The sequence below is a fragment of the Pseudomonas sp. F(2018) genome (assembly GCF_005508865.1).
Lineage (GTDB): Bacteria > Pseudomonadota > Gammaproteobacteria > Pseudomonadales > Pseudomonadaceae > Aquipseudomonas.
Map to the genome: position 1 here is coordinate 450,485 of NZ_SCOM01000002.1, position 22,172 is coordinate 472,656.

Consider the following 22,172-nt stretch of genomic DNA (forward strand, 5'->3'; position numbering starts at 1 on the left):
GGTTTCATCCTTTGTTATCAAGGGTTACTGACGGCCTTATACGGGCCGCTGTGGGCCGGACTCAGCGATAGGTGATGAGTTCCGGGGCCTTCAACAGCTCCAAATGCACACGGCTGTTGAAGGAAGCCAGGGTCGCCTCACTGCCACGGAACTGCAGGCGCGAGAGCGAAGTATTGACGATCTGCCAGTTGAGTTCGAAGGCTCTATCCGCCGGCACACCGCTCAGCAGGTGGAGCAGGGCGGTGATGGTGCCGCCGGAGGTGAACACGGCAATGTGCTGGCCGCGTTCGGCTTGTGCCAGCAGGCGCTGCAGGCCGCCGTTCACCGTATCGACGAAGCCCTGCCAGGTGTCGTGGTCGGGCTGGTCATATTCGCCGCTGACCCAGCGACGGATGATGCGGGCGAACAGGTGCTGGAAGGCGGCGCGGTTGTCCTTGGGGTTACGCAGGATGGCCAGGGCGTCCGGCTCGTCCGGCAGCATGGCCGGCAGAAGGTTGCGGATCACCGCCTCGGCATCGAACTCGTTGAAGGCCGGGTCGATCTCCAGCTCCGGGGCGTTCAGCCCGGCGGCCACGCAGCGTTGCATGGCGGCGGTGGCGGTGTGCTGCTGACGGCGCAGGCTACCGCTCAGGCAGCGGTCGAGGCTGATGCCAAGCTCGGCAAGATGGTCGCCGAGTACTTCGGCCTGGCGCACGCCGAGCGGTGACAGTACGTCGTAATCGTCTGCACCGAATGAGGCTTGGCCATGTCGAATCAGGTAGATGCTGCCCACGTCCCAGTCGATCCCGGCGGGTTGAAGTTTCGCGAGGGTAGGGCCGGAGTCGGGCCGCTGTCAACGAAAAAACATACGCTTGTTTGAATTCGCCGAGGGCGACCGACGCACGGCTCGTCGCGATTGGCCGGCAGCCGCTCGCGCCGGTATGCTGGGGGCCGGCGGGTGCCTGGCTTGGGCTCTGGGGCAGGATAGACGAGGGGAAACCTGTGGAGTTTCTGTTGGATTATGCGGACTTTCTGCTCCGCACCCTGACCGTGGTGGTCGCGATCATCGTGGTGTTGCTGACCATCGCCGCGCTGCGTGGCAAAGGACGCGGCAAGGGCGGCGGCCAGCTGCAGGTGCACAAACTCAACGATTTCTACAAGGCGCTGCGCGAGCGTCTGGAACACGAGCTGCTGGACAAGGCGCAGCTCAAGGCCCAGCGCAAGGCCGAAGCCAAGCAGGCCAAGCAGCAGAAGAAGGAAGGCGGTCACAAGCCGCGGGTGTTCGTGCTCGATTTCGATGGCGACATCAAGGCCTCGGCCACCGACAACCTGCGCCACGAGGTCACCGCGCTGCTGAGCCTGGCCACCGCCCAGGACGAAGTGGTGCTGCGCCTGGAAAGCGGCGGCGGCATGGTGCATGGCTACGGCCTGGCCTCCTCGCAGCTGGCGCGCATCCGCCAGGCCGGCGTGCCGCTGACCGTGTGCGTGGACAAGGTCGCCGCCAGCGGCGGCTACATGATGGCCTGCATTGGCGACAAGGTGCTCTGCGCCCCCTTCGCCATTCTCGGCTCCATCGGCGTGGTGGCCCAGCTGCCCAACGTCCATCGCCTGCTCAAGAAGCACGATATCGACGTCGAGGTCCTCACTGCCGGCGAGTTCAAGCGCACCCTCACGGTGTTCGGCGAGAACACCGAGAAGGGCCGGGAGAAGTTCCAGGAGGACCTGGAGACCACCCACGAGCTGTTCAAGAACTTCGTGGCCCGCTACCGGCCGCAGCTATTGATCGACGAGATCGCCACCGGCGAGGTCTGGCTGGGCATCTCGGCGTTGAGCAAGCATTTGGTCGATGAGCTCAAGACCAGCGACGAATACCTGGCCGAACGCGCCCGCGAGGCCGAGCTGTTCCATCTGCATTTCGCCGAGAAGAAGAGCCTGCCGGAGCGTTTCGGTCTGGCCGCCAGCGTCACCTTGGACCGCCTGCTGCTGAGCTGGTGGAGCCGTCTCAATCAACAACGATTCTGGTAGGAGTAAGCCATGACTGCCTTCAAGGCTCTGCTGGTCAGTGAGGAAAACGGCGCCTTCGTGCCCAGGGTGGTGGAGCGCAATGTCGCCGAGCTGCCGGCCGGCGAGGTACTGATTCGCGTGCAGTACTCTTCGCTCAACTACAAGGACGCCCTGTCCGCCAGCGGCAACCGCGGCGTGACCAAGGCCTTTCCGCATACCCCGGGCATCGACGCCGCCGGCGTGGTGGCGGAGTCGTCGGTGGGTGAGTTCGCTGCGGGCGACGAGGTGATCGTCACCGGCTATGACCTGGGCATGAACACTGCCGGCGGTTTCGGCCAGTACATCCGCGTGCCGGCCGCCTGGGTGATCAAGCGCCCCAAGGGCCTGTCGCTGCGTGAGGCCATGCTGCTCGGCACCGCCGGCCTGACCGCTGCGCTGTGCGTGGACAAGCTGGAGCAGGCCGGCCTGACGCCGACCGCCGGCCCGGTGCTGGTGACCGGTGCCACCGGCGGCGTCGGCAGCATCGCCGTCGCCCTGCTGGCGCGCCTCGGCTACAACGTCGCGGCATCCACCGGCAAGGCTGGGCAGGGCGAGTTCCTGCACCAGCTAGGCGCCCAGCAGATAGTGCCGCGCGAGGAGCTGCAGGAAGGCACGGACAAGGTCATGCTCAAGGAGCGTTGGGCCGGTGCGGTGGATACCGTCGGTGGCGACATCCTGTTCAACGTGGTCAAGTCGCTGCGCTACGGCGCCAGCGCGGCGTGCTGCGGCCTGACCGCCGGCATGGACTTCAAGGGCAGTGTGGCGCCCTTCATCCTGCGTGGGGTCAACCTGCTGGGGGTGGATTCGGTGGAGTTGCCACTGGTGGTCAAGGCCTCCATGTGGGACAAGCTGTCCCTGCAGTGGAAGCTAAGCAACCTGGAGAGCCTGGCCGAGGAAGTGAGCCTGGAGCAGCTGCCCAAGGCCATCGAACAGATCCTCGCCGGCCAGATGGTCGGGCGGGTGCTGGTCAATCTTGGCTGAGACGCCGAGCAGGAGAAAAGGCCCGGCAATGCCGGGCCTTTTCGCTTTACGCCTGGCTGACGTACATGGTGATCTCGGCGCGGAACACCGGCTCGCCTTCCACGTAGGCCACCACCGGCACCTTGATGTCGCCGGTCTGGCTCCAGTCGATGGCGCTGCCATCGGCCACGGTGCGTACGTCGCCCTTGGCCTTGGCCAGGTATTCCACCGTCATGCCGCGCGGAATCCAGCGGTAACCGCTAGGGATGGAGGCATCGGTCATGGTGCCGGCGGCCAGCTCGGCAGCGTTGCACAGGGCGATGGCGTGCACGGTGCCGATGTGGTTGAGGACTTCGCGGCGCTTGGGGAAGGTCACTTCGGCGTAGCCCGGGCGCAGCTCGACGAACTGCGGGGCGATGCTGGCGAAGTAGGGCGCGACCTGGCCGATCATGGCGCTGAACTGTGCCGGGCCGGCCTGCTTGTACATCTGCATCATCTGACTCATGGGGTGCTCCTGAAATGGATGGCATTGAAGAGAAGCGCGCGCCGAGGCAGTATACGAATATCAGAATTTAATTCTAGAAATTTATTCTATTTCAACAAGGAAGCCTCATGGCTCGCCGTTCCCGCAAAGACGAAATCCTCCAGGCCGCCCTGGCCTGCTTCACCGAAACCGGCGTGGATGCCACCACCATCGAGATGATCCGCGACCGTTCCGGCGCCAGCATCGGCAGCCTCTACCACCACTTCGGCAACAAGGAGCGCATCATCGGCGCGCTCTACCTGGCCGGTACCGCCGAATACGCCGCGTTGCTGGAGGAGGGCTTCGCCAAGGCCGACAGCGCCGAGGCCTGCGTCAGGCTGCTGGTCACCAGCTACATCGACTGGGTGGTGGCCAACCCGGACTGGGCGCGCTTCGTCCTGCACAGCCGCGGGCGGGTCGAGGCCAGCGAGATGGGCGAGCAGCTGCGCGAGGCCAACCGCGTGCACTACCAGCGCATCCTCGATGCCCTCGCCGGTTATCGCCAGGAGGGCCTGTTCAAGGCCATGCCGGCAGACTGCTTCGGCTCGGTGATCATCGGCCCGACCCATGACTTCGCCCGTAACTGGCTGGCGGGGCGCACCCATACCCAGCTGGCGGACTGCCGCGAGTTACTGGCCAGCATCGCCTGGGAATCGGTGAAGGCCTGAAACGAAAAAGCCCCGCAGTGCGGGGCTTTTTTCATGGAGCCGGATCAGGCGCGGCGGCGGAACAGCGGCAGCGGCTGGTCGGTGGAGGCCTGGTAGACCTCGCCGAACTCCTCGAAGGCCTTCAGAGCATCGACCGGGTCCTTGTCCGCACGCAGGGCGAAGGCATCGAAGCCCACGCGCTGGTAGGAGAACAGCTGATCGCGCAGCACGTCGCCGATGGCGCGCAGCTCGCCCTTGTAGCCGTAGCGGTTGCGCAGCAGGTAGGCACTGGAGCAGTGGCGGCCGTCGGTGAAGGCGGGGAAGTTGAGGGCGATCACCTGGAAGTTGTCCAACTGGTCGACGATCTCTTCGATCTCCTCGCCGGCTTCCAGCCATACGCCCAGGCCGCCGTCGCGAGCCTTCAGCGCATGAGCGTGCTCGCGCCACAGGGCCAGCGGCACGATCAGGTCGTCGCTGTTGCTGATGCTGTCCAGCGTGGCGTCGGCAGGCAGCAGGTGCCAGGTCTCGTCCTGCACCTGGCCGTTCTTAATGATTCGCTGCATAGACGCGCTCCTTGAACGGGTCGATTCCGACACGGCGGAAGGTGTCGAGGAAGGTTTCTTCTTCGGTGCGCTGCTCGACATAGACCTTGATCAGCTTGTCGATCACGTCGGCCATCTGCTCCTGAGCGAAGGACGGGCCGAGGATCTGCGCCAGGCTGGCCTCGCGGCCGGCGCTGCCGCCGAGCGAGACCTGGTAGAACTCCTGGCCCTTCTTGTCCACGCCGAGGATGCCGATGTGGCCGACGTGGTGGTGGCCGCAGGCATTCATGCAGCCGGAGATGTTCAGGTCGATGTCGCCGATGTCGAACAGGTAGTCGAGGTCGTCGAAGCGGCGCTGGATGGCCTCGGCCACCGGGATCGACTTGGCGTTGGCCAGCGAGCAGAAGTCGCCGCCAGGGCAGCAGATGATGTCGGTCAGCAGGCCCACGTTCGGCGTGGCGAAGCCCAGCTCGCGCAGCTCGCCCCACAGGGTGAAAAGCTGCTGCTGCTCGACGTCGGCGAGGATGATGTTCTGGTTATGGCTGTTGCGCACCTCGCCGAAGCTGTAGCGATCGGCCAGATCGGCGATGGCGTCCAGCTGCTTGTCGGTGACATCGCCCGGCGCCACGCCGGTGGGCTTGAGCGACAGGGTCACGGCAACGTAGCCGGGCTTCTTGTGGGCAAAGGTGTTGCGCTGGCGCCAGCGGGCGAAGCCCGGGTGCTGGGCGTCGAGGGCGGCCAGTTCGGCGTCCTGATCGGCCAGCTCGCGGTAGGCCGGGTCGATGAAGTGGGCGGCGACACGGGCGACTTCGGCCTCGGTCAGGGTGGTCGGGCCATCCTTGAGGTGAGCGAACTCGGCATTCACCTTCTCGGCGAAGACCTCCGGGGTCAGAGCCTTGACCAGGATCTTGATGCGCGCCTTGTACTTGTTGTCGCGACGGCCATAGCGGTTGTACACGCGCAGGATCGCGTCGAGGTAGCCGAGCAGGTGCTGCCACGGCAGGAACTCGTTGATAAAGCTGCCCACTATGGGAGTCCGCCCCAGGCCGCCGCCGACGGAGACGCGGAAGCCCAGCTCGCCGGCGTCGTTCTGCACCGCTTCCAGGCCGATGTCATGCACCTCGATGGCGGCGCGATCGCTCACGGCGCCGTTGACGGCGATCTTGAACTTGCGCGGCAGGTGGGTGAACTCGGGGTGGAAGGTTGACCACTGACGGATGATCTCGCACCAGGGGCGCGGGTCGATCAGCTCGTCCTTGGCCACGCCGGCGAACTGGTCGGTGGTGGTGTTGCGGATGCAGTTGCCACTGGTCTGGATCGCGTGCATCTGCACGGTGGCCAGTTCGGCCAGGATGTCCGGCACGTCCTCCAGCTCCGGCCAGTTGAATTGCACGTTCTGCCGGGTGCTGATGTGGGCGTAGCCCTTGTCGTAGTCGCGAGCGATCTTGGCCATCATGCGCACCTGCCGGGACGACATCAGGCCGTAGGGCACGGCGACGCGCAGCATCGGTGCATAACGCTGGATGTAGAGGCCATTCTGCAGGCGCAGAGGGCGGAACTCCTCGCCGGAGAGTTCGCCGGCCAGGTAGCGGCGGGTCTGGTCGCGGAACTGCTTGACGCGGTCCTCGACGATCCGCTGATCGTACTCGTCGTATACGTACATAGGGGTCCTGTGGGTCAGGCTACTGCTTCATCAGGCAGAAATTGGCTTTTTCGCGCGCACGGTAAACGCGCTCTTTATCAGGGCTGGGCAAAGATAACAGCTCATGAATATTCGAAAAAATGAAGTTTCCATATAAGTACATAGCTAAAGTAGATAAGTGAGCCGACTTGAGAGCGCGGCACTGCTGGTCTTAACTCTTGGAAACCCATAACCACAACAACGGGGGCACCATGACCGAGCAAACCACCGCGGACGAAAAGGACAGTGTTGTCGATGCCTGGGCCATTTTCGCCCTGATCATGCTGGCGGTGAGCACCGCAGTATTCTGGGTCAGCCATCAGTAAGCAGCCATACCGAAGAAGAGGGCCAGTCGCGGTCATCCGCGCTGGCCCTTTTTTATGGCTGGGCACAATCGATGGTGGCAGTTGGCCAGAGGGATGCTCTGTATAATGCGCCGCGATAATGCTGAATCTGGATTCATGATTTGTTCCCGCGTGCCTTTCTGCTCCTCTGCCTGAGCCTCGTGTGCCTCTCGGCTCAGGCCACCTCCGTGGTGTTCCTCAATCCGGGCTATTCCCACGAGCGCTTCTGGGTCAATTACAGCCTCTATATGCAGGACGCGGCCGGCGACCTCGGCATGCAGCTGGAGGTGCTGTATGGCGAGCGTGATGCCGCGACCATTCTGCAGAACGCTCGCGCGGTACTGGAGCGACCGCAGAAGCCGGACTACCTGCTGTTTGCCAACGAGCAGTACCTTGGGCCGGAGATCCTGCGCCTGCTGGCCGACAGCGGCATCCGCCTGTTCGCCCTGCACAGCACACTGACCATGGAACAGCAGCAGCTGGTCGGCGGACCCCGCGGCAAGTACCGCAAATGGATCGGCAGCCTGGTTACCAACGACGAGGAGGCCGGCTACCTAATGGCCAAGGCCCTGATGGAGCAGGCCCCGGGCGGCGGCGAGCTGGTGGCCTTTTCCGGGGTGAAGAACACCCCATCGGCCACCCTGCGCGAGGCAGGGCTGCACCGGGCTCTGGCGGAGCATCCACAGGTGCGCCTGCGTCAGCTGCTCTACGGCGAGTGGCGCCAGCAGCGTGCCTACGAACAGGCCAAGGCGCTGCTGCCGCGCTATCCGCACGTGGAGATGATCTGGTCGGCCAACGACGAGATGGCCTTCGGTGCGATGCAGGCTGCGCAGGAGCAGGGCCGGCAGCTTCTCTATACGGCACTGAACAATTCGCAGAGCGCCTTGCAGGCGCGCATGGACGGCAAGTTCGCTGCACTGGTCACCGGGCATTTCATCCTCGGCGGCTGCGCCCTGGTGATGCTGCACGACTATGACGCCGGCCTCGATTTCGCCGAGCGCGGTGGCAAGGACCAGACCGCACGGCTGCTGCGCCTGGTCGATGCACGACAGGCGAAGAAGCTGCAGGCGCGCCTTGCTCGCAGCGACATAGGCCTGGATTTCCGTCGTTTCAGTGCCACCCGCAATCCGGACATGCGGGCCTATTCGTTTTCCATCGACGAGTTGCTGCGCTAAACCCCGGCCAGGTGCAGCACCAGCCTGACCAGGGCGAACAGCACCAGCACGAAGATCGAGGTGAACAGCACGCCGAGCAGGATGAAGTGGCTCGGCTTGCCGCGGCTGAAATCGCGCGCGCGGTTCTTGCCGCTCTGTACGCCGAAGGCGGCGGCCAGCACGCTTTGCAGCATCTCGCGGAAGGTCAGCGGCTTGTCTTTGTCCTGCTCGTCCATGGGTTTCTCCACTCGGTTTACCTTATAGGTTAGTAGTCCGCGCGGGTTCGACCGTCAGATTCAGCGCGCCGCTGCGCAGCAGTTCGGTGCCAGCTCGATGAAGGCGCTAAGCGCTGGCGAGGTCTCGCGCCGGTCCGTTCGTTACCCACAGCTCCGCCACCACCGTTACTGCGTCACCCCAAGACAACCGTGTCCGGCGTGCGGATTAGCTGATTGCAGCGGTAGGCTGCCATGAGTTTCGCTGATTTTGCGATTAGCCTGGATTGCTGGATGCTGGGCGAAACGAAGCCAAAGGGATGTTCGGCATGTGGGTCTATGTGAAGCTGGTAGCGGTAGCAATGATCTGGGGCGGTACCTTCGTCGCCGGACGTTATCTGGCCGGCGCCATGGAGCCGTTGCTGGCAGCCAGCATGCGCTTCGTCATCGCCAGCCTGACGTTGGCGCTGGTGCTGCCTTTCAGCGGAGCTCCCTGGCCGAGGCCTTCACTGCGGCAATGGTGTCAGCTGGCGCTGCTCGGCGGCTGCGGCATCTTTATGTACAACCTGTGCTTCTTCTTCGGCCTGCAGCACACCAGCGCCTCGCGGGCTGCGCTGATCGTCGCGCTGAATCCGGCGCTGATCGCCCTGGCGGGTTTCTGTTTTTACGGCGAGCGCCTGACACCGCTGCGGTTATTGGGTATCGGCCTGTGCCTGCTCGGCGCCGGCCTGGTGATACTCGGGCGCGAAGGCTCGCTGCTCGCTGGCACCTGGTGGGGCGACCTGCTGATTCTCGGCTGCGTGCTGAGCTGGGTGATCTACAGCGTATTCTCCCGCGGGCTGTCTCAGGCGCTGGGGCCGCTGCACACGGTGAGTTACTCGATTTGGCTGGGCACCCTGATGCTGTGCGCCACCGCCTGGGCCCTGGTGCCCGGGACCTGGGCGCTGCCGAGCAGCGGCCAGTGGCTGAGCCTGTTCTACCTCGGCGCCATCGGCTCGGCGCTGGCCTACCTCTGGTACTACGACGGCATCCGCCAGCTCGGTGCGACCCGCTCCGGGGTGTTCATCGCGCTCAATCCGCTGACCGCCGTGCTGTTCGGCGCGTTGCTGCTGGACGAGCGCCTGACCCCGCAGATCGCCATCGGTGGGGCGCTGGCGATTGCCGGTATCTACCTGTGCAATCGCCTGCCGCGACCGCGTTAGAGATCCGCGTCCAGGGCCTGCACGCGCTTGCGCTCCAGCTCGTCGAAACGGCTGGCCTGCAGTTCGGCGACGGCGCTCTGCAGCTCGCTGTCACTGAGCCCGGCGGCGCGCAGGCGGTTGCGTTCGCTGGCGTAGTCGGCCAGGCGCTGCTTCCAGGCGGCCTGCTGGCGATCCAGTTCGGCCAGAGCATTGGCGGCCTCGCTGCCCAGTGCCTGCTCGCGTACCTGACGGATTTCCTCGGCGCTGGCGCCGCGCTCCAGCATGGCCTGGGTGGTTGCATACAGCTCGCCCTGACGGGTGCTGGCGGCCCGGGTCTCGCGAACTTCCTCGGGCAGCTTTAGCTCCAGCTCGGCCACGGCCTGCTGGCGCTGCTCCTCGCTCAGGCCGCTCTGCTGGCCCAGCGCCAGGCGCTGCACCATGTACTCGTTCTCGGCGTTCTCGTTGGCGAAGAACAGCGCGTATTCCTCGGCGCTGAAATACTGCTGGCGCGTCGCGTTGAGCGCGTCGAGGCGCTGGCGCAAGGCTCCGGCGTCCATCGAGCTATCGGCTTCGGGTAGGTTCTGCAGGGCGATGCGGTAGTCCACGTAACGGCTCAGCAGGTCGCGCGCCTGGTCCAGGGCATTGCCCTTGAGCTGCGCGGCCAGGTCCTGGTGGATGCGGGTCAGCACCTTGTCCAGGCCTTCCTCTTCGCGGCCGGCCAGGTAGAAGTCGAACAGGTGCAGCAGGTCGGGTTGCAGCACCAGGTTGCCCTGGGCATCGGCGCGCAGGGTCACACCGTGGCTGGTGCCCTGCAGCGAGGGCGGCAGCGGGCCCGGGTCGACCAGGGCGGCGGCAGGCGTCTGGCGCAGCTGTCGATTGAGCGCGATGGCCTGCTGGCTGCGCTCGTCGCTGGGCGGCGTGACGGCGAGCGGGGCGGATTCGTTGGGGGCTGCGGATAGTGCGGTGGGGGTGGGTTGCGGGCGATACAGCAGCAAGGTGCCGCCGACTATCACCGCGCCCGTGGCCAGGGCGGCCAGGATGATTCTGCTGGACATAGAACGCTCCTCGCGACGGGCATGGTGCAGTGCACCATGCCCGTCCACGGATTACAGGCCGAGGTTCTTCAGGCGGTTGGCCTGGGTCTGGTACACGGTTTTCGGATTGGTCTCGAACAGCGACACCAGTCCAAAGACCTGGTTGGTGATGTCCAGGTGGTTCATGAAGTAGTTGTCCTTCAGCACCTTGCCGAAGTGGCTGGAGCAGCGGCCGGTGACACCGTCGTTGGCTTCGCTCAAGCCGAAGGCGAAGTAGGTGACGCCGAACAGCGGATCGGAGATGTCCAGCACGTTGGTCAGCGGCGCCGTGCCACTCATGGAGTAGAGACGGATGCTGTTGCCGTTGAGGCTGACGGTTTCCGGGCCTTCGCCGCAGGAGGTGGTCGGCACGCCGGTGGGGAAGCGCTGGTTGTTGGCCGTGGCGCCCGGCTTGTTGAATTCGGCGAGCATGGCGCGCACGTCCGAGGGGCTCTTCTTGTTGTTCGACAGCAGGTTGACCAGGTTGCCGACGGCGTTGGCGAACACGTCGAAGGCCACGCCCTGCAGGCTGCCGGGCGGCGCAACGCCGGTGACCAGATCGGCCAGCGGCGAACCCTTGTGTGGCGAGTTGAGAGTGGTCACCGAGGCCACCAGGTCGGGGCGGGTGTTCATCACATAGCGAGTGGTGAGACCACCCTGGCTGTGACCGATGAGGTTGAACTTCTTCACCGTGCCGCCCGAGCTGGCGCGGATCTGCTCGAGCTGGGCGATCAGCGATTCGCCGCGCTTGGCCGAGCTGTCGAAGGCATTGATCTTCGGTACGTGAACCTTGGCGCCCTGGCTCTGCAGGGCGCTGGGGATCTGGTACCAGTAATCGATGCCGGCGATGGTGTCGAAGGCGAAAATGCCGGGGACGAGGACGATGGGGTGCTTGGTCTGCGACTGGGTGTTGGCCAGGGCAGGGAGGGTCGCGCACAGGCCGAGGGCGGCCAGCGCTGGGATGAGCAGCTTCTTCATGGTGAGTACCTGTGTGTTCGTTTTTTGTTTTTGTAGCTCCGCACACAGCAGCGGAGGTGGCGGCCATGAAAACACCCGAACACTAGGTCGGCTTGTAAGAACTGATGAAATCAACCCGGTGGTACATAAATAATTGCGATGGGGTTGGCAGATGGACTTTCAACGTTCGTGCGTCTGTGGTTACCCTGCCGCCCACAAGAACAACAAGAACAGGGCGAAACACGTCCATGCACCCGAGCGAAGCCCCGGTCCTGCTGTATTTGTGGGACAAGCGCACTTTCTCCCTCAATCTCTTTCCCGAGCCGCTGCAGCTGTCGCAGGCCGCGGCCATGCTCCTGGTGGCCCTCGACGACGAGCTGCTGATCCGTTGCCGCAGCGATGCCTTGCGTTGCCGCAGCGCCCTGTTGCCGGCAGGGCTGGAGCTGAGCGTGGACAGCGGCAGCTCGCGAGTAGCGATCTGCTATCTGGATGTGTTCGGTGAGGATCACGCCCTGCTGGCGCCGCGCATGACCACGCGACGTGGGCCGCTGCACATCGACCTGGAAGACGAGGCGGCCTGCATCACCAGCTTCGACGAATTGCACCGGCGCAGCGCCGAGCCCCCCGAGGTCTACGACTGGCTGGAAAGGCTGATCAACCCACGCCAGGAATCTCCGCCCGGCTTTGCCAGCGATCCGCGCATCGTCCGCACCATCGAGCTGATCAAGACCGACGTGGCGTGCAACCAGTCCATCGAATTTCTCGCCGAGCAGGTGGGCCTGTCGGTGCCGCGCCTGACCCAGCTGTTCCGCCAGAAGATCGGTGTGCCCATCCGCCGTTATCGCCAGTGGCACCGGCTGTTCGTCACCAGCGTGGGCGTGGCGCGGGGACTCAACCTGACCGATGCGGCGATGGCCGCCGGCTTCACCGACTCGGCCCATTTCAGCCACACCTTTCGCACCATCATCGGCATGAGCCCGTCCGCCGTGCTGGCCCATCCGCGCGGCATTCGCCTGTTCGCCGGCTAGGCTGGCGTCGGCGAATCGGGCAAGCTGCAGCATCATTTCGACCGATTGCCCCATGCACGCCAGCGACTTCCCCGACGACGCCGCGCAGACCGAGCGTACCCGCGAGACCATCCTGCGCTACCACCTGAGCTGGAAGCATCGCGACCTGGACGCGGTGATGGCGCTGTATCACCCGGACATCGAGTACAACGACTTCTTCCAGCAGCGCACCATGCACCTGGCCGACCTGCGCGAGTACGTCGAGAACAACCTGCCGCGGCGCCCCGGCGAGCTGCTGGAGCATGTCGACCGCATCCGCATCGACGGCCACACGGCGTTCATCCAGTATCGCTTCGCCCTGCAGGGCGGCGAGCGCCTGGCGTCGTTCCGTACCGGCGAGGCGATCACCGTGCGTGACGGGCTGATCTGGCGGATCAACGAGTACGCCACGCTGGTGCACGAGGCGCGCTCGGGCGGCGAGGGCGGCAGTTCGCGCCCGGCCACCAGTCGCCTGGGCCTGTCCGCACGCCAACTGAGCCTGCTGGCGCAGGACCTGCAGGACTACTTCCACAAGCACCGGCCGTTCCTCGATCCGGAGCTGGACCTGCAGCAGGTGGCCGCTGCCACCGGCTACAGCCGCAACCAGATTTCCCATCTGCTCAACCAGGTGCTGGGCCAGAGCTTCTACCGCTACGTCAACCAGGCGCGCCTGCAGCATCTGCTCGACGGCCTGGCGGCGGGCAGCGATCCGGGGCGGGTGGACGAGCTGGCCTTCGCCGCCGGCTTCAACTCGCTGTCGGCCTTCTACAAGTGCTTCCGTGAGCGCATGGGCATGACGCCCAAGGCCTACCTCAAGCAAATTTCCTCGCGGGCCCGCACGCAAGACAAGCCCTGAGTCACCTCACTAGTCTCTGCCGATCAATCGACGACGGAGACCCCGATGACCTCGTGGCGCAGTATCAGCCTTTGGATGGACCAGCTCGACGAGCCGCTGACGCCGCGGCCGAGCCTGCAGGCCGACCTGCGCGCCGACGTGGTGATAGTCGGTGCCGGGTACACCGGGCTGTGGACCTCCTACTACCTCAAGCGCCAGGCGCCACAGCTGCGTATTGTCGTGCTCGAGGCCGAGACGGCCGGTTTCGGCGCCTCCGGACGCAATGGCGGCTGGCTGATGGGCAATATCCTCGGCGAGGACCGTCTGCTCGCCGGCCTGCCGGCCGAGGAGCGGCGCGAGGCCTTCGAGCTGCTGCACGGCATTCCCGATGAAGTGGCGAGCGTCACCGAACGTGAAGGTATCGCCTGCGATCTGCGCAAGGGCGGCGTACTGTATTGCGCGGCGCGCTATCCCGAACAGCTGAGCGGTTTGCAGGAGCATCTGCAGCACCTGCGCGGCCTCGTCCTGGGCGAGGACGACTATCGCTGGCTGGAGCCGGTCGAGCTGGCCGAGCAGCTGCGCGTGGCCAACCCCTATGGCGCGCTGTACAGCCCGCACTGCGCCACCATCCAGCCGGCCAAGCTGGTGCGCGGGCTGGCGCGTTGCGTCGAGGCCATGGGTGTCGAGCTCTACGAGCAGAGCCGGGTGACCGGCTGGCAGCGCGGCTTAGTGCGTACCGCCAGCGGCAGCGTCAGCGCCGACTGGGTGGTGCCGGCCGTGGAAGGCTACGCCGCCAGCCTGCCGCCGCTGGGCCACCATCAGTTGCCGGTGCAGAGCCTGATCGTCGCCACCGAGCCATTGCCGGCGGCCACCTGGGCCGAGATCGGCCTGGAGCGCGGCCAGGCCTTCAGCGAGGCCAGTCGCCAGGTCACCTACGGCCAGCGCAGTGCCGACGACCGCCTGGTATTCGGCGCCCGTGGCGGCTATCGCTTCGGCGGCCAGCTGCGCAGCGATTTCAACCTGACCGAGGACGAGCGCGAGCTGCGCCGCTACCTGTTCGGCGAGCTGTTCCCGCAGCTGCGCGACGTGCGCCTGACCCATGCCTGGGGCGGCAACCTGGGCATGGCCCGGCGCTTCCACCCGCACATGCTGCGCGATACGCGCAACGGCATCGCCCTGTCCGGCGGCTACGGCGGCGAGGGCGTCGGCGCCAGCAATCTGGGCGGCCGCACCCTGGCCGCGCTGATCCTCGGCCAGGACAACGAATTGACCCGCCAACCCTGGGTGTACGGCGACTCCGGCCTGGAGCGCCTGCCCGGCTGGGAGCCCGAGCCGCTGCGCTGGCTCGGCTACAACGCCATCATCCGCAGCTTCGTGCATGAGGACCGGGTGCTGGCCGACCCCCACAGCGCCCCCTGGCGCCGCCGTCTGGCCCAGGGTGTGGCGGGCTTTATGGAAGGTTTCATGAAATGACTGCGGAGAACCCGATGAGCATCGATCACTTCAAGAACACTGCCGAGCTGGCCCTGGACGAGGTCAATCCGGTGGCCGTGCCGCTGGGCGAGCCCCACGCGGTGACCCGCACCCACAGCATCGAGCGCGCCGACGGCGTCGAGGCCGGCGTATGGGAGTGCAGCCCGGGCCGCTGGCGTCGGCAGATCGTGCAGCAGGAGTTCTGCCACTTCATCGCCGGGCGCTGCACCTTCACCCCGGACGGCGGCGAGCCGATCGAGATCCGCGCCGGAGACGCGCTGATGATGCCGGCCAACACCACCGGCGTGTGGGACATACAAGAAACCGTGCGCAAGACCTTCGTGCTGATCTTCTGATCGGCGTACCCGAGCCACTGCCTAACAAGAACAATCAACGAGGTAACCCATGCTGAAGAAGATCCTCTCGCTGATGCTGATCGCATCGGCCAGCCAGGCCGCCGATGGCGTGCGCATCTACAACTGGACCGACTACATCGCCCCGGACACCCTGAAGAACTTCGAGAAGGCCAGCGGCCAGGCCGCCCACTACGACGTCTACGACAGCAACGAGACCCTCGACGCCAAGCTGATGGCCGGGCGCTCCGGCTACGACGTGGTGTTCCCCTCCAACCACTTCATGGCCCGGCAGATCCAGGGCGGCGCACTCAAGCCGCTGGATCGCAGCAAGCTGCCCGGCTGGAGCAACCTCAACCCGGTGCTGATGAAGGCTCTGGAGACCAACGACCCGGGCAACCAGCATGGCTTCCCTTACCTGTGGGGTACCACCGGCATCGGCTACAACGTCGACAAGGTCAGGGCCGTGCTCGGCGAGGGTGTGGCGGTGGATTCCTGGGACCTGATCTTCAAGCCCGAGCAACTCGCCAAGCTGGCCCAGTGCGGCGTGGCCATCCTCGACAACGGCCCGGAGATGCTGCCGATCGCCCTGCATCAGCTGGGCCTACCGCACCACAGCCAGAACCTCGACGACTACAAGAAGGCCGAGGCGCTGCTGATGCAGATGCGCGGCAACGTGCGCTACTTCCATTCCTCCAAGTACGTCGGCGACCTGGCCAACGGCGACATCTGCGTGGCCATCGGCTTCTCCGGCGACATCATGCAGGCCGCCAGCCGCGCCGCCGAGGCGGGCAACGGGGTGAAGATCGAGTACGTGATTCCCAAGGAGGGCGCGCCGATGTGGTTCGACATGGTCACCATGCCGGCCGATGCGCCCAATGAGGCCGCCGGTTACGCCTTCATGAACTACCTGCTGCAACCCGAGGTGATGGCCGCCATCAGCAACCACGTGCACTACGCCAACGGCAACGCCAAGGCCGACGGCCTGGTCAACCCGGCGCTGAAGGCCGACAACAAGGTCTACCCGCCGCAGGAAGTGATGAGCAAGCTGTACGCCCTGGAGGCCATGCCGCTGAAGATCGACCGGGTGCGCACGCGCATCTGGAGCAAGGTCAAGAGCGGTACCTGAAGCGAGAGGCCCCGGGCGAGCGCCCGGGGCCTGCGTTCAGCGGCGGTCGATACGGTACAGGGTGGTGCTGCCGCTGACCTCGTTGCCCACCACCAGCAGCGGCACGCCCGGGATCGGGCTGTGCGCCGCGTCTATCACCAGCACGCCTTCCGGCCCCAGGTCGCCGGCCTCGGCAGCCGGCGGCTGCACCGCGGCGTTGCGGTTGCTGACCAGTTCGACGAAGCGCGGCGCCTGCGGCCGGCTCAGGTCGTAGACCATCACGCCGCTCAGGCGCTCCAGGCCGACGAAGGCATAGGGCTTGCCCCACAGCCTGGCCACGGTCACGCCTTCCGGTTCCGGGCCCTTGTCGTCGCTGCGGCCGTCCGGGGTGTTTTCCTTGTGGTTGCTGTTGAACAGCGCCGGCATGCGCTCGGCGCTGATCTTCTCGAAGTCGGCGCCGCTGTCGTAGGCCTGGCGGCCGTCGCTGCTCCACACCGAGAAGGAACGCGCGCCGAAGGCGTAGATGGCCTCATAGGTGCCGGTCTGCGGGTTGAGTCCGCTGGCCTTGCTCACGGTCAGGCGACCGAGGTTGGCGTTCTGCTTGAGACTGGCGGCATCGGGGAACTTGAGCGGGTCCAGCAGATAGCCGGAGCTGCCGACCCGCACTTCCTCGGCGTAGCCGGAATAGGCGCGGGCGTCGCCCTCGTTGGCGGTGACCAGATAGGTCCGGCCATGCTGGCGGAAGCTGGCGATGGAGTCCGGTTGGTACAGGCCGCGTACCGGCCAGTTGCGGATGTTCACCTGGCCGTCCTTGTCACTGGCATCCAGCTCGTTGCCGAGCAGGCCGTGGTCCTTGTAGCCCAGGCCGTGCACGGCCTGCACGCGGGCGGCCGGCACGTCGATCTCGGCGATGGCGTTGTTCTCCTGCAGGGTCACCCAGGCACGGCGGCCGTCGTGGCTCAGGGTGATGTACTCCGGCTCGAAGTCCTGGGCCACGCTGGCGTTGGGGCCGAACACGCGGATCGATGGATCCAGGTCCTCGCGCTTCAGGTTGCGAAAATGCGCGGTGCGTACCTGGCGCTGGCTCAGGCGCTCCAGGCGCGGCGGCAGGTCGATGATGCTCACCGAGCCCTCGGGATCGGTCAGGTAGTCGTCACTCGGTTCGCCCTCGTTGGCTACCAGCAGGCGCCGGCCGTCCGCGCTGAAGGTAAGCATGTCCGGCAGTGCGCCGACCGTCACCGCGGCCTTGACCTGACCATCGGCGTCGAGCAGCACGACCTTGCCCGGGTTGATCTTCACCGTGGCCTCCACGGCGGCGGCGACCAGGCCCCGGTGCACGGCGACGCTGTTGACCGAGCTGCCGTAGGCGGACAGGTCGATGCTGAACAGCAGCGTCGGCTGGCTCGGTGTGCGGATGTCCAGTACGTCGATCTTGCGGCTGGCAGCGTTGACCACGAACAGGCGCTGGCTGCGCGAGTCATGGGCGACTATCTCGGCGGCGCCCTGCTCGAACAGGCCGCTGCGGTAGGTGCCGAGGGCGCTGAAGGCGAGGTTGGCGGGTTGGGCGGCGGCCAGCAGCGGGGTGCTGAACAGGCCGGTCAGGGCGAGGGCGGTGGCGAGGCGGGTCAGGCGCATGGAGCTGTCCTTGGCTGAGGTAAAGCCGCCAGCCTGACAGGCGCATATGGCGATGCGGTGACCGCCGGATGACGTCGCCGTTACAGCCCGTCGAGCGTCGCGTACAGCTCGGCGAAGTCCGGCCGCTGCGCGCTATCGGCCTGCTGGCAGACTGTGGCCAGTGCCTGCAGGTCCGCCGGCGGCGCGTCGCAGCGTTGCAGCAGTTCCTCCAGCAGGATGCCGAAGGCGCGGCTCTCCAGACGTTGCAGGGCCGCTCCCTGTGCGCTGCCCGGGGTGAAGAAGGAGGCGGCGCCGAAGTCGCTGAGGCGGCACTCATGGCCATCGACCAGCAGGTTGTGCCCGTACAGGTCGCCGTGCAGGATGCCGCGCCCGTGCAGGTGCGCCAGAGCGCCGGCCACGCCGCGCGCCAGGGCCTGCACCTGCTCGGCGGTGAAGCGCTGTTCGGGCCCGTAGCAGTCGCGGGTGCAGCTGGCCAAAGAGGGTGGCCCGGCCAGCACGCGGAAGCGCGGCTCCAGCAGCTCCAGCAGCAGGCCATCGGGTTGCCCGGCTTGCGGCTGCAGCGGACCTATCACCGGCAGCAGCTGCGGATGGTGGCCGGCGGACAGGCAGGCGGCCATCTCGCTGTGGGGCAGGCCGTCGCTGGTCATCTGGCCCTTGAACAGCTTCACCGCTACCTCGCGGCCGCTCCAATGGGCGCGGTGGATCAGGCCGCTGGCACCCTGGCCGAGCAGTTCGCCCACTACCAGTTGCTCGCGGGCGATGGGCGCCTGCGGGTGGCTGGCGAGGGCCTCCGCCTCGGCGCGGTCGCTGCCCGGATTGCCGGCGAAGGCCAGCCAGGTCAGACGCGGCAGCTGCAGCAGCCAGTCGGGCACGGTCTCCAGGCGGTTGGCGGCGATACGCAGCAGCTCCAGCTGGTGCAGCTGGGCCATGCTCTGCGGCAGTGCGCTGAGGTGATTGCCGGCGAGCATCAGCTTCTGCAGGCGCGGGCGCTCGCCCAGTTCGCTCGGCAGGTTCTCGATGCGGTTGTCGGTGAGGATCAGCCAGCGCAGCTGCTCTGGCAGCGCGGCGGCCGGCAGGTGCTGGATGCGGTTTGCCTTGAAGCCGACCATCTCCAGCTGCGGGCAGTCGCCAAGCGCTTCCGGCAGGGTTTCGAAGGGGTTGCCCGAGCAGAACAGTACCTTGAGCTTGTGCAGCCGCTTCAGGTCGTGGGGCAGGTCGGTCAGGCGATTGCCGCTGAGATTGAGCACCTCCAGGCTGTCGGCCAGGTCGAAGATCTCGCGGGGGAATTCATCGAGGTCGGCGGCCAGGTCCAGGCGGCTGATGCCGGCCAGTTCGCCGCGGCGTAGTTGTTCGAGGCTATGCATGGGATCGGGGTAGTGATGAGGGGCGCAAGGATAGCGGCACTTCGCGCCTATTGCGCCGGCCTTGGTTCACGGCAGGCCCAGTTGGGTGAGAAAGGCATCGACCTCTGCGGTGTAGGTGTTGTCGCTGCCAAGCAGCTGATTGATCTGGCGGTGGGAAAGGTCTTTACGCAGTACGCCGACTTTAACCCCGAGGCCTGCGGCTTTGGCGGCAAAGGCCTCGGCTTGGGGGCATGCTTCTTCGCGACGACTGGAGCAAACCGCTAGCAGGGGCCGAGCGCCAGGCTGCAGTACCTGTAGCGGCGAGGCGGCGCGCCACAGTTCGGGATCGCTGCCAAAGGCCTTGTCATACAGCGCGTAATGGCGCTGCAGCATGATTGGGCTGATGTCGAATGCCGCGCTGTCCAAGGCAACGGTGCCCAGCCACAGAGGTTTTGCATTAGGGGCACGGCGGCTGTCGCTGGCCAGCAGGCTGACAAGGTGTGCACCGGCGGAATGCCCCATCAGTACCATACGCGTTGGGTCGCCGCCCCAGCTTCGAGCCTGCTGTTGCACGGTGGTGAACGCCAGAGCGACATCGTCTGCCTGCAACAGCGGGCCTGTCTCGGGAATCAGCTGGTAGTTGCTGGACACGAATACATAGCCTTTGCGAAGCCAGTGCGCTGCCTTGTTGTCGACCACCGAGCTCATGGACTTGTCACCGGTATGCCAGCCGCCACCATGCACCATGAAAATGATCGGGGCATTTTCGGCTGCTGGTGGCAGATACAGGTCAAAGCGTTGCAGTGGGTGGTTGCCATAGTGCTGCTCCCGCAGCACTCGACTGCCGCTGGGAAGCTGCGCGCTAGTTTGTCGTTGTGCTTGCTCTGCGCGGCGCTCCTGCAGGCGCTCGCGCAGGGTGCCGGCTTGTACTGACGCAAGTACGCCGAGCAAGAGCATCACGACAATCGAGATCATCCGAAGCATGGCAATGGTGTCTGTGAAGGGATGGGGCATGCTAACGCAGCCACGGCGGCTGAGAGTAGTCGAGTCAGTGCTGCAGGTTTTTGAGCGGGATCTGATCATTGGCGCGGGCGCGTAGCTGGCCGCAGCCGCCGTCGATGTCCTGCCCTGCACTGTTGCGTACCTTGGTCAGCACGCCGCGGCTGTGCAGGTAGCGCACCATCTGCACGATGCGCTCGCCGTCCGGGCGCTGGTATTCGTCCATCTCCAGGCTGTTGTAGGGGATCAGGTTGAGCACCGCGTACTTGCCCTTGAACAGGCGCAGGATGGCGTCCATCTCCTCCTGGCTGTCGTTGATGCCCTTGAGCAGGGTCCACTGGTACTGGATCGGGTAGCCAACCTGGCGGGCGTAGGTTTCGCCGAGGGTCATCAATTCCTCGGGAGTGATCCTCGGTGCCTTGGGCAGCAGGCGCTCGCGCAGGGCGGCGTCGGTAGTGTGCAGCGACAGGGCTAGTGCCGGCCTGACCCGCTGCTGCGGCAGGCGCTCGAACACCCGTGGGTCGCCGACGGTGGAGAACACCAGGTTCTTGTGGCCGATGCCGCCCTCGGTGCCGAGCAGGTCGATGGCTTCCAGCACGTTGTCGAGGTTGTGCGCCGGCTCGCCCATGCCCATGAACACCGCTTTCTTCACCGGCCGATAGCGTCGCGCCAGGGCCACCTGGGCGGCGATCTCGGCGCTGCTGACCTGGCGCAGCAGGCCACTCTTGCCGGTCATGCAGAACAGGCAGCCGACGGCGCAACCGACCTGGGTGGACACGCACAGGCCTCCGCGTGGCAGCAGCACGCTCTCCACCATCTGCCCGTCGCCCAGTTCCACCAGCAGGCGCACCGAGCCGTCGGCGGCCGGGTGCTCGGAGCGGACCCGGGCCAGGCCCTCCAGTTCCTCGCTCAGCTGCGGCAGGCCGTTGCGCACGGACAGCGGCAGGAAGTGCTCGGTGTGTTGGCGCTTGGTGCCGGTGTCCAGCGGCTTGCCCTGCAGCCAGGCGCGTATCACCCGGCCGCTATGGGCGGGCAGGGCGCCGAGGTCGGCGAGGCGCTGGTGGATGTCGGAGATTCGCATGGGGCGCGCATGCTATCACTGGCCGTCGACACGGCGTAGGGCTGCCGGTCAGGCCTGGAAGTGCAGGGCCAGCCAGATAGCGTCCTGCGAGCACTCGGCGACCCGGTGCCGGCAGTGGGCGGGGATCAGCAGGGAGTCGCCGGCCGCCAGTGGCAGGCGGCCGTCATCGAACTCCAGGGTGGCGCTGCCGGCGAGCAGCGCTACCCATTCAGGGTTTGGCTGGTCGTACCAGAAGTCCGCAGGGCTGGCCTGGCCGCGCGAGACGATCTGCTCCAGGCGCAGTTGCCCGGTCTGCAGCAGGGGAATGAACTGCTCTTCCCCTGGCTTGCCGTCGGGGGCCTGCAGCAGACCGGTCACTCTGGGTGGCATGGGCTTTCCTCGTGCGTCGCGCTGGCCGTTACTGCGGCGTGACGCTGATGGCGAAGGCCGAGGTCATGCGCAGCACCACCTGGCGGCCGAGGTACTCTGTCTTCATGTCGACGTCCGGGCGGACCTTGATGGTGCGCTCGCTGCCGTCGGGCAACTGCAGGGTGGCGGTGCGCAGGGTGGTGTCCATGCCCTTGACCAGCGCGGTGATCTCGATGGTGTCGGCCACCAGCATGCCTGGCTTGCCGCCCAGCGGCGCGGTCGCTGCGATCCCGGCGGCGCCGTCCGTTGCTACCTCGCCCGGCTGGCGCAGGTAGACGATGCGCTCCAGGCCGACCACGGCGCGGACCCGGTCACCGACCTTGAGCTGGTCGAAGTTGTGCATCTCCGGCGGTGCCTGGAAGGTGCGGCTGTTGCCGTCGTCATCCCGCAGGGTGAAGCTGCGCTTGGCCGGGTCGATGGCGGTGACGCTGGCCTGCATCTCGTCGGTTTCGGTGACCGCGCCGCCGGGCACGCCCTCGGTATAGGACTCGGTGCGGTCGTATTCGGTGTTCAGCTCGTCGTTGCCGTTGCTCTGGCAGCCGCCGATCAGCGCCGCAGTCAGCGACAGGGCGAGAAAGTGCTTGGTGCTCATGGG

Annotated in this window: 23 protein-coding genes; 10 read left to right on the top strand and 13 right to left on the bottom strand. The window is 66.1% G+C overall.

The genetic code is table 11. From position 1 onward, the window contains the following. Positions 1-61 precede the first annotated feature (61 nt). Positions 62-772: a histidine phosphatase family protein gene (locus FFS62_RS10135; protein WP_137972693.1), complete on the bottom strand. Its 711-nt coding sequence runs from the start codon at positions 770-772 to the stop codon at positions 62-64. A 209-nt stretch (positions 773-981) separates the two neighbouring features. On the opposite strand from FFS62_RS10135, the gene sohB reads away from it, so the two are divergent. Beyond that, complete coding sequence (gene sohB, locus FFS62_RS10140; RefSeq protein ID WP_137972694.1) at positions 982-2,004, top strand: protease SohB; 1,023 nt, start codon at positions 982-984, stop codon at positions 2,002-2,004. A gap of 9 nt (positions 2,005-2,013) precedes the next feature. Next, positions 2,014-3,003, top strand: coding sequence for a YhdH/YhfP family quinone oxidoreductase (locus FFS62_RS10145; protein WP_137972695.1), 990 nt, complete (start codon positions 2,014-2,016; stop codon positions 3,001-3,003). Positions 3,004-3,049: 46 nt separating this feature from the next. Here the strand turns inward: FFS62_RS10145 and FFS62_RS10150 are convergent, their stop codons facing one another. Further along, complete coding sequence (locus tag FFS62_RS10150; RefSeq protein WP_137972696.1) at positions 3,050-3,487, bottom strand: hotdog fold domain-containing protein; 438 nt, start codon at positions 3,485-3,487, stop codon at positions 3,050-3,052. A gap of 107 nt (positions 3,488-3,594) precedes the next feature. Between FFS62_RS10150 and FFS62_RS10155 the strand changes: the two genes are divergently transcribed. Then, positions 3,595-4,173 (top strand): TetR/AcrR family transcriptional regulator, encoded by a 579-nt coding sequence (locus FFS62_RS10155; protein WP_137972697.1) that lies wholly within the window; start codon positions 3,595-3,597, stop codon positions 4,171-4,173. A gap of 44 nt (positions 4,174-4,217) precedes the next feature. On the opposite strand, the gene FFS62_RS10160 is transcribed toward FFS62_RS10155, so the two are convergent. Then, on the bottom strand, positions 4,218-4,715 hold the full coding sequence (locus tag FFS62_RS10160) for a DUF934 domain-containing protein (protein WP_137972698.1): 498 nt from the start codon (positions 4,713-4,715) through the stop codon (positions 4,218-4,220). Beyond that, positions 4,699-6,357: a nitrite/sulfite reductase gene (locus FFS62_RS10165; RefSeq protein ID WP_137972699.1), complete on the bottom strand. Its 1,659-nt coding sequence runs from the start codon at positions 6,355-6,357 to the stop codon at positions 4,699-4,701. Before FFS62_RS10165 ends, FFS62_RS10160 begins: the two co-directional genes overlap by 17 nt. Before the next feature lie 484 nt (positions 6,358-6,841). Here FFS62_RS10165 and FFS62_RS10170 point away from each other — a divergent pair, with 484 nt between their 5' ends. Then, positions 6,842-7,894, top strand: a complete 1,053-nt coding sequence (locus FFS62_RS10170) for an ABC transporter substrate-binding protein (RefSeq protein ID WP_256662189.1) — start codon at positions 6,842-6,844, stop codon at positions 7,892-7,894. Here FFS62_RS10170 and FFS62_RS10175 read toward each other — a convergent pair. Next, positions 7,891-8,109 carry a DUF2970 domain-containing protein gene (locus FFS62_RS10175; RefSeq protein WP_137972700.1) on the bottom strand — a complete coding sequence of 73 codons (219 nt, stop codon included), beginning with the start codon at positions 8,107-8,109 and terminating at the stop codon, positions 7,891-7,893. The genes FFS62_RS10170 and FFS62_RS10175 overlap by 4 nt on opposite strands. A 305-nt stretch (positions 8,110-8,414) precedes the next feature. On the opposite strand from FFS62_RS10175, the gene FFS62_RS10180 reads away from it, so the two are divergent. Then, positions 8,415-9,287: a DMT family transporter gene (locus FFS62_RS10180; RefSeq protein WP_256662190.1), complete on the top strand. Its 873-nt coding sequence runs from the start codon at positions 8,415-8,417 to the stop codon at positions 9,285-9,287. Here FFS62_RS10180 and FFS62_RS10185 read toward each other — a convergent pair. Both FFS62_RS10185 and FFS62_RS10190 read right to left on the bottom strand, forming a co-directional pair. Next, positions 9,284-10,321, bottom strand: a complete 1,038-nt coding sequence (locus FFS62_RS10185; RefSeq protein WP_137972702.1) for a lipase secretion chaperone — start codon at positions 10,319-10,321, stop codon at positions 9,284-9,286. The genes FFS62_RS10180 and FFS62_RS10185 overlap by 4 nt on opposite strands. Before the next feature lie 51 nt (positions 10,322-10,372). After that, positions 10,373-11,317, bottom strand: a complete 945-nt coding sequence (locus FFS62_RS10190; protein WP_137972703.1) for a triacylglycerol lipase — start codon at positions 11,315-11,317, stop codon at positions 10,373-10,375. Positions 11,318-11,544: 227 nt separating this feature from the next. On the opposite strand from FFS62_RS10190, the gene FFS62_RS10195 reads away from it, so the two are divergent. Genes FFS62_RS10195 through FFS62_RS10215 form a run of 5 tightly spaced genes read left to right on the top strand, consistent with a single transcriptional unit; the run spans position 11,545 to position 16,132 of the window. Continuing rightward, entirely contained in the window at positions 11,545-12,324 is a 780-nt protein-coding gene (locus tag FFS62_RS10195; RefSeq protein ID WP_171016304.1) for an AraC family transcriptional regulator, read from the top strand. Between the two features lie 52 nt (positions 12,325-12,376). Continuing rightward, positions 12,377-13,198 carry an AraC family transcriptional regulator gene (locus tag FFS62_RS10200; RefSeq protein ID WP_137972705.1) on the top strand — a complete coding sequence of 274 codons (822 nt, stop codon included), beginning with the start codon at positions 12,377-12,379 and terminating at the stop codon, positions 13,196-13,198. Between the two features lie 45 nt (positions 13,199-13,243). After that, positions 13,244-14,650, top strand: a complete 1,407-nt coding sequence (locus FFS62_RS10205) for an FAD-binding oxidoreductase (RefSeq protein ID WP_137972706.1) — start codon at positions 13,244-13,246, stop codon at positions 14,648-14,650. A gap of 14 nt (positions 14,651-14,664) precedes the next feature. Continuing rightward, positions 14,665-15,006 (top strand): cupin domain-containing protein, encoded by a 342-nt coding sequence (locus tag FFS62_RS10210; RefSeq protein WP_137972707.1) that lies wholly within the window; start codon positions 14,665-14,667, stop codon positions 15,004-15,006. Positions 15,007-15,055: 49 nt separating this feature from the next. Beyond that, on the top strand, positions 15,056-16,132 hold the full coding sequence (locus tag FFS62_RS10215) for a polyamine ABC transporter substrate-binding protein (RefSeq protein WP_137972708.1): 1,077 nt from the start codon (positions 15,056-15,058) through the stop codon (positions 16,130-16,132). A gap of 36 nt (positions 16,133-16,168) precedes the next feature. On the opposite strand, the gene FFS62_RS10220 is transcribed toward FFS62_RS10215, so the two are convergent. The 6 genes from FFS62_RS10220 to FFS62_RS10245 form a co-directional block, all read right to left on the bottom strand. Continuing rightward, positions 16,169-17,746, bottom strand: coding sequence for a choice-of-anchor I family protein (locus tag FFS62_RS10220; protein WP_178084353.1), 1,578 nt, complete (start codon positions 17,744-17,746; stop codon positions 16,169-16,171). A gap of 80 nt (positions 17,747-17,826) precedes the next feature. Further along, the gene (locus FFS62_RS10225) at positions 17,827-19,110 is read right to left on the bottom strand and encodes a leucine-rich repeat-containing protein kinase family protein (protein ID WP_137972709.1); all 1,284 of its coding nucleotides are present in this window, start codon (positions 19,108-19,110) and stop codon (positions 17,827-17,829) included. Between the two features lie 66 nt (positions 19,111-19,176). Further along, complete coding sequence (locus tag FFS62_RS10230; protein WP_218569284.1) at positions 19,177-20,103, bottom strand: alpha/beta hydrolase; 927 nt, start codon at positions 20,101-20,103, stop codon at positions 19,177-19,179. 34 nt (positions 20,104-20,137) lie between these two features. Further along, the gene (locus tag FFS62_RS10235; protein ID WP_137972710.1) at positions 20,138-21,169 is read right to left on the bottom strand and encodes an RNA methyltransferase; all 1,032 of its coding nucleotides are present in this window, start codon (positions 21,167-21,169) and stop codon (positions 20,138-20,140) included. Between the two features lie 48 nt (positions 21,170-21,217). After that, the gene (locus FFS62_RS10240) at positions 21,218-21,538 is read right to left on the bottom strand and encodes a cupin domain-containing protein (protein WP_137972711.1); all 321 of its coding nucleotides are present in this window, start codon (positions 21,536-21,538) and stop codon (positions 21,218-21,220) included. A gap of 28 nt (positions 21,539-21,566) precedes the next feature. Further along, the gene (locus FFS62_RS10245) at positions 21,567-22,169 is read right to left on the bottom strand and encodes a DUF1344 domain-containing protein (protein ID WP_137972712.1); all 603 of its coding nucleotides are present in this window, start codon (positions 22,167-22,169) and stop codon (positions 21,567-21,569) included. Positions 22,170-22,172 lie beyond the last annotated feature (3 nt).